This is a genomic window from Methanosarcina barkeri 3, from assembly GCF_000970305.1.
GTDB classification, from domain to species: domain Archaea; phylum Halobacteriota; class Methanosarcinia; order Methanosarcinales; family Methanosarcinaceae; genus Methanosarcina; species Methanosarcina barkeri_A.
The window spans coordinates 1,286,217-1,299,603 of sequence record NZ_CP009517.1 but is presented as its reverse complement, the minus strand read 5'-3'; the positions used below and the strand labels follow the sequence as shown (position 1 = coordinate 1,299,603).

Sequence of the window (13,387 nt, the reverse complement as noted above, 5' to 3'; positions counted from 1 at the left end):
GTTACTCCTTTACTTTTTCTTCTTTGAAAGTTCCGGTTGTAGAGGATTTTTCAGCTGACGTAACAAGTGGCTCAGCCCCACTTAGAGTCTGGTTTACAAGCAAAACCACTGGCAATCCTACCAAGTACTTCTGAGTATTTGAGTATCCAGATAAAAATTAGAATTCGAAAAACAATACAACAGCGCGGCATACGTTCAATGAGCTCGGTATATACAGTGCCTTAACTGTAGAAAATGATGATGGAAATTACACAGTTACAAAGAAAGATTACATCAAAGTGAAGGGCTAAACTTAATAACTTTCCCAAAATACAAAGGTTAATACTTTTGAGTTACAGAATAAAATAATATCTCCTAGAAAAATGATTTTGTTTTCAGAAATTTCAGGTTATGTAAAAACCTGAGATCTCGAATCTCCATCTGTGGATAAACTGACATTAATCTTTCTGAGGAGTCGCTCTTGCTTATTGGGCATAGTTTGTTCCACTACTTGTATATAGGAGTTTGTTTAATTCTCCTTCCCAAGTCATAATATTAAGAATTAATTTATCACGCAATGTATCACGCTCACCGTTTACTTCTGGTGAACAGTGAGTTATTTCAGAACTTATGTTATCAAGTAAGTTACAAGATACTTCTGTTAGACGTTTATTCTTTACAAATGCTTCTTTTCCGATTAGATGTATTATTGAAGTCGTATTATATACTAACTTTTTGAGGTCGTTTTTTATTAAATTTTGAGTTATTGATTCAAGTGTGCTTAACAGATTATCCAATAAATAATCCGCGTTTCCTTTTATATCTGTATTTTCGAATAGTGATGTTCCAATTATTTTAAGCATATATATCAAGTTTGATGTCTCAAATTCCCATTTTTTTTCAGCGGTTTTTTCACAGATACTACCAAGAGAGTCAAATGCTTCTAGGCAAACACCGGAGCATAAAATTTGATAAATTCCTTGCTTATTTTCCATTGATATTTTTTCTAATGTCATTCTTGCTATCAAATGAATCATATTTTCAGTTACATTTTTAAGATTTGAGTCTGTTGATTTTATCCCGATTTCGGTTAACTTTTTGAATATATAAACTGTGGATGTATCTATATTCTCATTTATTGTTTGTTCTCCAATAGTGAAAAGAGCTGAAATAAGGGTATCTATAGGTTCATAAATTTCTCTATCAATCAAACATTCAAATATTGCAAAAAAAGTATCTACTGTATCATTTACCGCCTTTTCCATTTCCTGTTTTGTAGCAATAATGCCTATAATCCTTATGTTATCAATAATTCTTTTTGCTATAGCTTCCTTACCAGTATTGTATCTTTCATCGCTAAGAATTTGAATTGCTTTAGCTTCAATTATTTTCAATCCATATCTGGTTGTTTCATAATCATAAGACTTCATCGCACCTTGTAAAACATCCACAATAGGTTGGATCGTATCATCAATAGGTTTAATTTGACCACTTTGATCTATATTTCTTGAGCTTTCGAGTTCTATGGCAAATTCGATAGATTGTTTACTTATGTTCTCTGATAGCAGTTTAATTAAAGTAGTAGGCTTAAACATATTAAGCGTGAAATTAATATAAGGTAGCAAGACAATAATTGATAAAATAAATAGTGCACATACTATCCAAATGTAATGTTCAATAGATGGAGTAACTATGTTCTCATTCTTTTCACTCGTGATAACTTTTAGCAGTAATGCACTACACGCAATGCAAAAGGTGTATGCACAAAGTAGCATGAAAAAGGGCTTATTTTTCTTGTAATCATTGAATATATCAATAACACGTGGAGAATAAGTTGAAGTCGTTTGTTGAACAGCAATGAGGCTTAATGTAAAGACTATAGCAATTATTGCCGCTTCGCCTTGTATTATTGTACTTATTAAGGACCTTGCACTCTCCACATCTGTTTGGGAAAAACACACATCATGAAATATTGTGTCTACCATTTTATAAGAGAATGCTTTATTATAAAAACTATTATCAAAAGTAAAAGATAGCGAACCCATTTTATATTATTTTCTAAATTCTGTTAAATAAAATTTGTGTATTTTATCGAAAACGTATGTTATTCAAGAACACTTGAGTTTATTGACCCACAAAGTATGGAGATAGATATCCAATTACTTTATAGGTTTTTGGAAAAACGAAGAAAGCCTGAAAATTTTTTCTAGTTCTATGAATTTTTTCTTGCAAAGGATAAGAGGAGAACATATTAGCAAATTGTCTGATCTTCCAAAAAGGTTGGCTAACAAAATTAAAGGTTATTTATTACTTAAAAACAGAGAAGACATTATTGAGCAGTTAATTTAAAGTAGGTTATCTTTAGTAATCAGTCAACGATATATTTATTCCTGTTTTACTCACTTAATGCCTGAAACATATAAACAATTTTAACCTAACTTCCTTTTACCAGCCAACTGCACAGTTCCAGAATCTGGGCCGCTCGATATTTAAACATTAAAAACAAAAAAAGCGCCCTGGAATCCATCTCATAAAGCGCTCACTGTGTATCCTGTGCAGGATATATATTCATGCCTGTCCTTTGTTCTAAAGAATTCATTTCTCCTATACAATGGTGATCTTTTGTCTACAAAAATTAACCGTGAAAGTTTTATCCGGTCTATAGCAGACCTTTTAAGAAAAGCGGAAATCGAGCTTCCTGATGATGTAGTGAATGCGCTCAGGAAAGCTGAGGCTGCAGAAAAAAATCAGGTTGCAAAATCCCAGCTTCAGGCAATCCTGAAGAACCTTGAAATTGCAAAAAAGTACAGGGTTCCTATGTGCCAGGATACTGGCATCATGATCTTTTTTGCGGAAATCGGGAGCGAATTTCAGTCGAGTTTTGACCTTGAGGCTGCAATCAGGGAAGCAGTAGTCCTTGCAACAGCTGAAATTCCTCTTCGGCCGAATGCAGTTGATCCTCTGACCCGAAAGAACAGCGGAAATAATTTAGGGGTTGGAATTCCGGATATTCACTGGAAAATTGTTCCCGGAAACCGGTTGAAGATCACGGCTGCTCCTAAGGGCGCAGGTTCGGAAAATATGAGTGTATTGCGTATGTTTAACCCTACTGAAACCGGAAGCATCAAAAACTTCGTGCTCGAAACCGTAGTGAATGCCGGAGGAATGCCCTGTCCTCCTCTGACCATAGGAGTCGGTATAGGGGGTTCGTTTGATGCGGCAGCCAGGCTTGCAAAAGAAGCCCTGCTTGAGCCTCTTGACGTCCCGATGGAAGGACTTGAAAGAGAGATCTTTGAGGCTGTAAACGCCCTTGGGATAGGCTGTATGGGGCTTGGCGGCAGCACAACTGCCCTTGCAGTACGCGTGAAAACTGCTCACTGCCACACTGCGTCCCTTCCGGTTGCAGTAAATATCCAGTGCTGGGCGAATCGACATGCTTCGGTTGTGTTTGGAGGGGATGAATAATGGAATATCACCTGAAAACCCCGTTGAAAAAAGAAGATATCGAGAAACTCAATGCAGGAGATATTGTTTATCTCTCAGGAGAAATCCTGACAGCCAGGGACGAGGCTCATGCCAGAATTCTTGAGATGGGAGAAAAGAAAGAAGAACTTCCTTTTTCCCTGGAAGGTGCTGTAATCTACCATTGCGGCCCCCTGATGCAGAAAACTGAAAACGGCAGCTGGAAAGTAGTGTCCGCCGGCCCTACAACCAGCGGCAGGATGTCAAAAATGACACCTCCTCTCCTGAAAGCGCATCAAATCCGGGCAATCATAGGAAAAGGCGGGATGAAAGACGTTGTCGATGCCTTGAAGAACAGATCCGTCTACCTTGCTTATACAGGCGGGTGTGCAGCTCTTGCTGCAGAGTTAATCAAGGAAGTAAAAGCTGTCCACTGGCTTGATCTTGGAATGCCTGAAGCTGTCTGGGTGCTCAGAGTGGAAGAATTCGGGCCGCTTATTGTAGGGATTGACACAAAAGGAAAGGACATTTTTGCCGAGGTAAGGGAAAAAGCTCAAAAACAGCTTGAAAAGCAGAGATAAATTCAAAAGTAGCTTGAAAGACAGGAATAAACTCAAAAGTAGCTTGAAAAGCAATATCAAGCCAATATTTTCGTTAGACGGTAGCAGGGATTAAAGGCAACAGGGATTCATATCCCGAGTCTTAGTCCTCAATATTTCGATAGTCTGTCAGATTTGCAGTTTCAGGAAAATAGATTTTATGAGACAGCTAGATTTACAAGGATTACAGATATTCAGAAAGTAGGAAAAAGTGCGACACTACTGACAAATATTTACAATATCGATTTTTAAAGTTTATGGAATTTTAAATTATTTTTTGCTGAGTATAATTTCGTTTTGAGAACTTATATAAGTAAAGATTCCGTCTGAAAGACTCAACAGTCTTGAGACTAATTTCAATAAATTAATATCTTATTATTGCTATTTTTATTTGCGCACATAATTTATTTGCTTCTCTATTTTTGTGGTAGAAAATTGAAGAAACGTTTTATTAAAACATTTTTAATAATTTTAGATTTCAGGATTTATACGAAGCTATTAAAGGGGTTTAGTGGTTTGGTGAATAGAAAAAAGAATTTAGTTGATATTTTAAACAAACGTGAAGAGTTTGAAGAAACTGTGGGAGATGCCTTAAAACTACATGATAAGCTGTTGAGAATAGGACTAGAGGAAATTGCCGAAGATGCGTCAAATATACATGACAGACTGTTAAGAATAAAGGAAGAAAAAACTAAAAAGTATATCGGTAAACAGTTCAATGAAAATAAAGAAGAGGGGGGGGCATTGCTTCAACATTAACCTCTCTTTTCCTTAGAGATGAATTAGGGCACATCTACGGGAAGCTTGGAGTAAATAAAGAAATCTCTCAAGAGGAATTACTCAAGAATGAACCAGCTAGAGGGAAACGCTCAGAAGAAGATCTGGAGAGGGACATAGAAAGTTATAATGTGTTCATGAAAAATATTAGGAAATCCATTGGGCTCTGGCTTGATGATAATCTTGCTCCGATGTATATAGACGGAGCTGTGGAAGAAATTACTGGCTATGCTAAGGATGATTTTGACTCAATGAACCTGAAGTGGATTGATCTGGTTATACCTGAGTACCAGCCGTTGGTTCTTGAACATATAAAGTGGGTTAAGTTGAACCCCAATATTTATGCAGAAATCGAATATCAGATACGAAGAAAGGACGGAGAAACCAGATGGGTCAAGGAAATTATACATGTTGTTCCTGAAAATCAGAAATATCAAGGTGTCTTCCATAGTTTTGTCTATGACATCAATGAACAGAAAAAAGCTCAAGAGAGCAAGATGAAATTTGAAGAAGCACAAAAAAAAGAAATTCATCACAGGATAAAAAACAACTTGCAGGTTATTTCATCACTTCTCGATTTGCAAGCGGAAAATTTAGTTGAAAATACTGTTTGCGATACTTCAAAAGTCCTAGAAGCTTTTAAGGAAAGTAAGAATCGTGTAGCTTCGATGGCTCTTATTCATGAAGAACTCTATAGATCCACAGACTCAACTGCCCAAATTCTTGATTTCTCTGCGTATCTCACAAATCTGGCTACATATCTTTTTGATTCATATAACATAAAAAATAACAATATTTCCCTGAAGCTGAACCTTGAACAAGTTAGTTTAAACATGGATACTGCAATTCCCCTTGGGAATATTGTTACCGAACTTATTTCTAATGCTCTGAAGTATGCCTTTGTGGACGAAAGCAAAGGAGAAATTAGCATCATTCTTTGCAGGAATGAAAATTACAAGCAGTATCTCGAAAAATCCAGGGATTTCAGGACGGACTTTGAATGTCAAAATATAGAAGATCTACCGTTTATACTTATAATAAAAGATAATGGAAAGGGCTTTCCCAGGGAAATTGACTTCAAGAACACAGATTCTCTTGGACTTCAACTTGTAAATATTTTAGTCGAACAAATAGACGGTTGTATAGAGCTTAAAAGAAATAATGGAACAGAATTTACGATATGGTTTAAGGATTATATAATATAAAAATTAAATACCTCAGCTTGTTATTACGAACTTATCAGAAAATTATCTCCAAAAGTTTTAACACGATTTTTACTTCACGTGCTTCTATAATTTTCTGATTATAAACAAAGTCGATTCTGATTAAATATATTTATAACATGTTTTTAAATGTTAATAGTTCTCATATAGTTTTTAACATACCTAGAAATAACTCTCTTTTGGCAAACAAATTATTTCAGTCTCATATAAGAAAAGATCTTCATTATTGTTACTTATTTTGAGAAAAATATTTCTTTTTTTAAATATATTAAATATTGTATTTATATGGATATTTTTTATATCTGTTATAATTTAACTATCTCATATTGGGGTAAAATTAACTTATTTTCTTTAAATAAGCAGTTTAAAAGAATACAGTAAATTTTGATTACACTAATGTATGAAAAAATTGCAAAATTATAAAGTCAACTTATTTCTTTATGCATTTACTATAAGAGCAGAAAACTTATTTTAAAGAAAACAACTTTTAGAGAATTTCGATAAACCTCTGATTTCAACAAATCATTTATATATCCTTTATAAGCAGGTAGCCAAAAAGTGAGGTTTATCGAAGTCCTCTTTAAAATTAACTGTTATGTAAGAAGTACACAAAAAATTCTCGCATTTTTTATTTGAGTTTGTTTCGAAACTATCTTCAATCCCTCCGGATCAATATTTCTAAGTAGAAAATCAAGATCAACATAACTAAATGGGATATCTGGTTTTGGTCAAAAGCATAAATGGATGTAATTTTGAAACTAGCTTTTTATCTATTGCCCTCATCAGGTTTACAGGCATCTAATCTTCGATCTTATCTTCTATCCAATACAGTGGTTCTAATTTTAGTTTTCCTCAAGCTGCCTTAAAGCCTTTACAAGAGACTCCATTTTTCGGACAATAATTTTTCCGAGAAGGGAAAGCTCATATATCTTTTCCTCCTGAACCACGAGCCCATTTTCTTTTAGTTTTTTAAGCTGGGGGAGAATCGCAACCGAGTTTGTATCAAGCTCATTATTAATCTCTTCAATTGTTCGGGGCTTTTCTTTGAGCAGAAGAAGAAGATCGGTTCTTTTTTCGGAGGACAAAAGAATTGTGATCAGGTTAGATCTCATTATTTCTACTGCAAAAACTGTTAATATATACTTTTTCATTCTCAATATTGTTATAATTATTGTTACTATTATTGTTACTATTATTGTTACTGTTATTGTTACTATTATTGTTACTATTATTGTTACTGTTATTGTTACTGTTATTGTTACTGTTATTGTTACTGTTATTGTTACTATTATTGTTACTGTTATTGTTACTGTTATTGTTACTGTTATTGTTACTGTTATTGTTACTATTATTCTTACGATTATTCTATGATTATTATTTTCCTGACAAAAGGACTTAAGGGTTTTAATTGACAGAAAGATTCTGTCTTTTAATATATCTATCAGGGAACTGGATAAACAGGTCTTTACCTCGAACAAAGCGGGTCAAAAAGAGAAAAAGGTATTCAAGCTCACATCATTCTGTTTCCATACAGGAAACCCAGAAATTAAAGAAGGAGCAGGAAGGCGTGAATTTTTTCATTACTTAATAATATACTTAAGAATAATATCTCTGCCACCTGCATCTTCGCTCGTTAATCTGTTCTAAATGCCCCCCTTACACCCGGCAGCATGATATAGATAAGAACAAGGGCATTCACAATAACTGACAAATTTACATCATACCATGTACCTCCTGTGACCAGTAACACAAAATCGATGCACAGGTTGAATATCGTAATGACGGCCAGAAACATCCAGGCTTCCTTGTCAACCTGCCAGAGCATTTGAGCCAGCCATGCCCATATGTAGGCGAGCAGGCCATAAAGTAATGCATACCAGAGACTGAAAATACGGCCTTCAATTACCCCTAAAAAAGGCAAAAAGCCGAGAAATCGAAGCATTACAATAGCGTTTAAAAATGCCAGAACAATAGCTACAAAGGCCAGTATAGTGACACCAATAGGTCTTTCCATACTCAAATTTCCCCTTCCTGTTCTGTGATAGCTCTATGTCAGGTTCTCATTCTTAGTCCCCAGATAAGTGACCCGATTCCCCCGATAATAAGGAAAAAGCCGAATATCCATGGCAAAAACAGGGCTCCCACCAGAGAATTGGTTAGAAGAAGCAGACCTAAAATTACGGTAAGAATACCGATTATTCCTATTCCCCATCCTCCTCCTTTAAGCGCCAGGGCAATTTTCACTATCCCATTGATAATAGCCCATACTCCTATGAAAATAACAAATAGTGTAAGGACTATGAAAGGACTGTAGATTGGGTACGTTAGTATAACAACTCCTGCAATAATACTCAGGATACCCGAAAGCAATTTCCATACCCTATTCCCCGAAAATATAAACGCTCCTATGACAGAAAGAATTCCTTCTGCTAGCCAGAAAATACCAAGAATCTGTACAAGAAAGATAGTGGTCGCTGCAGGCCTGTATAAGAGGAATAAGCCTACAAGGATGGCAATGATCCCTTCCAGAAGAACTACCCACCAGGGTACCTGCAGTATTTCATACCCGATCTCATAATCAGATTCAATCGATTGTTCCGTAATATCAGCTGGTTGTTCCATATAGTCCATTTCCCCAAATATTTAGTTCTTCAACCCTACTTTTTGTGGCCACAATATAGATGTAAACACAGATAAGGAAGTATCATTATCCTGAGAGGCTTTGATGTTTCTGGATGACCTATTTACACTCAGGAATAGCCAGAGTTAAAGAGAGTGTAGCCTTCTCCTTTCACACACTTGACCACAGACAAAGTAGTGGTATGTGTAATTATATATGATCTATTAAATATAAATTAACTTATTATTAATTCTTAAAAAACTTTTTAGTTAAAAGTAAGTGTTTAATAACAATATCTAAAAACGGAAATAAAAGAGAATAATAGGTAAACAAGGAAGCAGGAAAAAAGGAATCAAGTGAACAAAGAAGCAGGTAAACAAGGAAGCAGGTAAATAAGGAAGCAAGTAAACAAAGAAACAGGTAAATAAGGAAGCAAGTAGACAAAGAAACAGGTAAATAAGGAAGCTGTTTAAATAGGATCCCATCATCCAGAGGATAAGTAATGAATCCAACAGATCAACGGGATATTCCCCTTTACATATACCATGCCGGGCAGTGTGACCCGAAAAAGTGCACCGGAAGGAAATTGGCTCGCTTTGACCTTGCTCGCCTTTATGACAGGATATCAAGGCTGCCAAGGTCAGCAATCCTTCTTGATCCTACTGCAGAAAAAGCTCTCTCTCCTGCCGACAATTACAAAAAAGGGATCATCGTACTCGATTGTTCCTGGGAAGAAGTAGAAAGGGTTTTTCCAGAACTTACTAAATTAAACCTTGAGCACAGGGCCCTTCCTTATTTACTTGCAGGCAATCCTGTTAATTTCGGAAGGCCCTTCAAACTCAATTCAGCTGAAGCTTTTGCAGCAGCTCTATACATTCTGGGGCACAAAGAACAGGCTGAAAAAGTCCTCTCCAAGTTTAACTGGGGGCACAGCTTTCTTGAACTCAATCAGGAACCTCTTGAAGAGTACGCAACCGCAAAGAACAGTACTGAGATCGTGGAAATTCAGAGTCACTACATTTAATTCTCTATTATCTACTATCTCTAACTATTCGTTGTCGATTAGCTCTGACTGTTCGTTGTCCATTACTTCTGACCATTCGTTGTCGATTAGCTCTGACTATTCATTGTCCATTAGCTCTGATATTCACTGTCCAGAATCTCTTAATTTTCACTTTTCATCATTTTTGACTGTCTATTGTCTCTAATTACTTCCAAAAATTAGCAATTAAGGCTTACTCGAAAAAAACATTCACAAAAGACTTAATATGAAAAATAGGATGTTTGTGCAATGAAAACACCGGTAAAAGCAGAGGCCAGAAAACAGATAGGAGTCATAGGTGCAGGTACTTGCGGCATCGAGGTCAGGGCTCTTGCAGAAAGGGTGGGAAGAGAGATAGCAAAAAGAGGGGCTGTTCTGCTCTGCGGAGGTCTGGGCGGAGTTATGGAGGCTGCTGCATGCGGAGCAAAGAAAGAAGGAGGAATAACCCTGGGAATTTTGCCCGGAACCCTAAGAGAAGAAGCAAATCTCTGGATAGATATTGCAGTCGTTAGCGGAATGGGGCATGCCAGAAATGTTCTTATAGCGCAGTCATCGGATGCATTAATTGCAGTTAACGGAGAATATGGAACACTTTCGGAGATAGCTCTTGGTCTGAAGATGGGAAAACCTGTAGTCGTGCTTGAACCAGGCTGGAAAATCGAAGGCGTTCATAGAGTAGAAAGTCCGGAAGAAGCCGTAGAACTTGCTTTCAAGCTGACTGAAGAGAAAAAGTCCTTAAAGGAAAGTATTAAGGAAAAATACTAAAAACAGCTAAAAATCAACTCAGAAAAACTTGAAAAGCTTAAAATATTGAAAAATCAACCGGAAATGTATCCTAGAGAAATGTATCCTGAGAATGGTATCCACAGAGAATGGTATCCACAGAGAATGGTATCTCATAGAAAATCGTATATCTCACAGAAAATCGTATCCAACGGAGAATTTGTGAAGAGGAAAATGAACAGATGAGTAGAAAAGTTTAACGGGTGTATGAAGTCTCCTGAAAGGGCATGTGAAGAGCTTTAAGCCTAATTTTAGTTACGGATGACAGCGTATTTTAAGATTTAATCCAAAAATATATATTGGAAAAGGAAACTTCAAAGAATTAGGATTAGGAGGCAGGCTTTGTCTCAGACTGGAAGGAGTTTTGGGGTACGCTAGTATTCCTCCATAATATTTAAAAAATTATGCCGGAGTTTTAAATGCACCTTATTGTAACGGAAAAAAATATAGCAGCAAGGAGGATAGCTGCAATTCTGGCTCCAAAAAACCCGAAGAAGGATAGAGTCAGTGGAGTAGACGTATACCGGTATGAAATTGTGTCCGATGAAGAGAAGCAGGAGACTGTAGTTATAGGGCTGTCGGGCCATATCGTAGGGATCGATTTTCCCAAAGAATACAACAACTGGCAGAAAGTGGAGGCTAAAACCCTTATCGACGCCGATATAATAACAACTCCTATCAACCGGAAGATTGTAACTGCCCTTAGAAGCCTGGGAAAGGAAGCAAACAGGGTTACAATTGCTACTGACTACGATCGGGAAGGAGAACTGATAGGAGTCGAGGCTCTCAATATTATAAAACAGGTGAATCCAAATGTTCCTTTTGACCGGGTGCGCTACAGTGCAATAACCCCAAAAGCAATAGAAGCCGCATTTTCAAACGCGACAGATGTTGATTTTAATCTTGCGGATGCAGGTCACTCCAGGCAGGTCATTGACCTGGTCTGGGGTGCAGCCCTTACCCGTTATATTTCTCTTGCCGCAGGCAGGCTTGGAAAGATGTTTCTTTCTGTGGGCAGGGTACAGTCGCCAACTCTTTCTCTTATTGTTGACAGGGAAAAAGAGAGGAATATTTTTGTCCCTACTCCTTATTGGGAGATCCATGTAGAACTCCAAAATGCAGAAGAAGAAACCTTCTCGGCTCAACATTCAACTCGCCGTTTCCTGGATAAAAAGGAGGCAACAAAAGTCTTCAAGAAACTGGGGAAACAGGCCAAATTAAAAGAAATTGAAAAAGGGAAAAAGACTGACCAGCCCCCGACTCCTTTCAATACCACAGGTTTCATAAGCGCAGCAAACTCAATCGGGCTCAGTCCTGCAAATGCGATGCGCATAGCTGAAGCCCTCTATACCAATGGTTATATTTCGTACCCCAGAACCGACAATACGGTTTATCCCGACACTCTTGACCTGAGGGCGCAGATTGAGATTTTCAAAGAAGGTTCCTTTAAAGAATATGCAGAGTCCCTTCTTGAGAAAGCCGAACTCATTCCTACGCGAGGAAAAAAGGAGACTACCGACCATCCGCCTATTTTTCCGGCTTCCCTTGCAAAAGAGTCCGACTTAAAAGAGGAAGAGTGGAAGGTTTATGAACTTGTAGTCAGGCGCTTTTTTGCAACTTTTGCCGGGCCAAGCGAGTGGGAAACTATGCGCTTGAAACTCGACATCAACGGAGAAGAGTTCAGGGCAAACGGGGCAAGGCTTGTAGAACATGGCTGGAGATGGTACTATCCTTACAATGCGCCTGAAGACAGACTGTTCCCTGAACTTCATGAAGGCGATTCCCTGAAGGTTACAAACAAAGAGATGCCGGATAAAGAAACCCAGCCTCCAGGCCGTTACGGACAGGGAAGACTTATTAATATTATGGAAGAGCTCGGGCTTGGAACAAAGGCGACACGGCATGAGATAATCAGCAAGCTGTACTCCAGGGCTTACATCCACGGAAATCCTGTGCAGCCTACGAATACTTCTTTTGCAGTAATGGATACTCTTGAGAAGTACTCCCCTACTATTACAAAACCGGACATGACAAAGCTGCTTGAAGAAAACATGGACAGGATTGCTGAGGGCAAGATCAAAGAGTCTACTGTTCTTGAAGAGTCGCGGGAGATATTAAAGCAGGTCTTCTCGGAACTTGATAAAAACCGGGAAAAAATCGTAGAATCTCTTCAGGCAGGCCTCAGGGAAGATAAAATCATAGGCATCTGCTCAGGCTGCGGAAACGAGCTTATAATTCGGCGCTCGAAAAGAGGAGGCCGTTTTATTGGCTGCAACAATTATCCGAACTGTACCTTTTCCCTTCCTCTGCCCAGAAGCGGACAGATCATAGTTACTGACAAGGTCTGTGAGACTCACGGCCTGCACCATATCCGTATAATCAATGCAGGAAAACGGCCCTGGGACCTTGGCTGCCCTCAGTGCAATTTCATTGAATGGCAGAAAACCCAGCAGGAAGAACAGGCTCAGCTGCCCAAAAAAGAAAGGCCAAAATCGATTACGGACCTCGAAGGCGTTGGAAAAGCCACAGCAGGAAAACTGGAAGAAGCCGGAATTACAAGCGTGGAAGCCCTGGCAGAAGCCGACCCCGTAGAGCTCGCGAAAATAATAAAGACCAGCGTGAAGAAGGTCAAAAGCTGGCAGGTTTCGTGCAACGGTACGGTTGAAGGCAACAGCACGGTCAAGGACAACTGTACAGCTGAGGACGCATGAAAATAGTCCTCACTGACGTCTGATTTTTGCTTTTGCCTGTTACTATATAATTGATGTCACTATATAATTGATGTCACTATATAATTGATGTCACTATATAATTGATGTCACTATATAATTGATGTCACTATATAATTGATGTCACTATATAATTGATATATCTGGTAAAAGTAGACGGTTGAAGAATTTAT

The 13,387-nt window shown here is 37.8% G+C and carries 12 protein-coding genes; 7 read left to right on the top strand and 5 right to left on the bottom strand.

The genetic code is table 11. From position 1 onward, the window contains the following. Position 1: 1 nt before the first annotated feature. Both MSBR3_RS21380 and MSBR3_RS05230 read right to left on the bottom strand, forming a co-directional pair. Positions 2 to 124 (bottom strand): hypothetical protein, encoded by a 123-nt coding sequence (locus MSBR3_RS21380; RefSeq protein WP_268989121.1) that lies wholly within the window; start codon positions 122 to 124, stop codon positions 2 to 4. 340 nt (positions 125 to 464) lie between these two features. Continuing rightward, positions 465 to 1,964, bottom strand: a complete 1,500-nt coding sequence (locus MSBR3_RS05230) for a DUF2254 family protein (RefSeq protein ID WP_196297014.1) — start codon at positions 1,962 to 1,964, stop codon at positions 465 to 467. Between the two features lie 637 nt (positions 1,965 to 2,601). Between MSBR3_RS05230 and MSBR3_RS05225 the strand changes: the two genes are divergently transcribed. From MSBR3_RS05225 to MSBR3_RS05210, 4 genes are all read left to right on the top strand, one after another. Next, positions 2,602 to 3,444, top strand: a complete 843-nt coding sequence (locus MSBR3_RS05225; protein ID WP_048106911.1) for a fumarate hydratase — start codon at positions 2,602 to 2,604, stop codon at positions 3,442 to 3,444. Further along, positions 3,444 to 4,022: a FumA C-terminus/TtdB family hydratase beta subunit gene (locus tag MSBR3_RS05220; protein ID WP_048106910.1), complete on the top strand. Its 579-nt coding sequence runs from the start codon at positions 3,444 to 3,446 to the stop codon at positions 4,020 to 4,022. The genes MSBR3_RS05225 and MSBR3_RS05220 overlap by 1 nt, the downstream gene beginning before the upstream one ends. Before the next feature lie 453 nt (positions 4,023 to 4,475). Next, positions 4,476 to 4,799 (top strand): hypothetical protein, encoded by a 324-nt coding sequence (locus MSBR3_RS05215; RefSeq protein ID WP_048106909.1) that lies wholly within the window; start codon positions 4,476 to 4,478, stop codon positions 4,797 to 4,799. A gap of 155 nt (positions 4,800 to 4,954) precedes the next feature. Next, on the top strand, positions 4,955 to 6,022 hold the full coding sequence (locus MSBR3_RS05210) for a sensor histidine kinase (protein ID WP_052723290.1): 1,068 nt from the start codon (positions 4,955 to 4,957) through the stop codon (positions 6,020 to 6,022). An 860-nt stretch (positions 6,023 to 6,882) separates the two neighbouring features. On the opposite strand, the gene MSBR3_RS20910 is transcribed toward MSBR3_RS05210, so the two are convergent. The 3 genes from MSBR3_RS20910 to MSBR3_RS05190 form a co-directional block, all read right to left on the bottom strand. Then, positions 6,883 to 7,518, bottom strand: coding sequence for an ArsR family transcriptional regulator (locus MSBR3_RS20910; RefSeq protein WP_230627836.1), 636 nt, complete (start codon positions 7,516 to 7,518; stop codon positions 6,883 to 6,885). Between the two features lie 155 nt (positions 7,519 to 7,673). Continuing rightward, positions 7,674 to 8,054: a hypothetical protein gene (locus tag MSBR3_RS05195; RefSeq protein ID WP_048106905.1), complete on the bottom strand. Its 381-nt coding sequence runs from the start codon at positions 8,052 to 8,054 to the stop codon at positions 7,674 to 7,676. A gap of 38 nt (positions 8,055 to 8,092) precedes the next feature. Further along, entirely contained in the window at positions 8,093 to 8,662 is a 570-nt protein-coding gene (locus tag MSBR3_RS05190) for an HdeD family acid-resistance protein (protein ID WP_048106903.1), read from the bottom strand. Between the two features lie 500 nt (positions 8,663 to 9,162). Here MSBR3_RS05190 and MSBR3_RS05185 point away from each other — a divergent pair, with 500 nt between their 5' ends. The 3 genes from MSBR3_RS05185 (at position 9,163) to MSBR3_RS05175 (ending at position 13,196) form a co-directional block, all read left to right on the top strand. Next, on the top strand, positions 9,163 to 9,684 hold the full coding sequence (locus MSBR3_RS05185; protein ID WP_048106902.1) for a DUF367 family protein: 522 nt from the start codon (positions 9,163 to 9,165) through the stop codon (positions 9,682 to 9,684). Positions 9,685 to 9,951: 267 nt separating this feature from the next. Then, positions 9,952 to 10,467 carry a TIGR00725 family protein gene (locus tag MSBR3_RS05180; protein WP_048106901.1) on the top strand — a complete coding sequence of 172 codons (516 nt, stop codon included), beginning with the start codon at positions 9,952 to 9,954 and terminating at the stop codon, positions 10,465 to 10,467. Between the two features lie 437 nt (positions 10,468 to 10,904). Continuing rightward, positions 10,905 to 13,196 (top strand): DNA topoisomerase I, encoded by a 2,292-nt coding sequence (locus MSBR3_RS05175; protein WP_048106899.1) that lies wholly within the window; start codon positions 10,905 to 10,907, stop codon positions 13,194 to 13,196. Positions 13,197 to 13,387 lie beyond the last annotated feature (191 nt).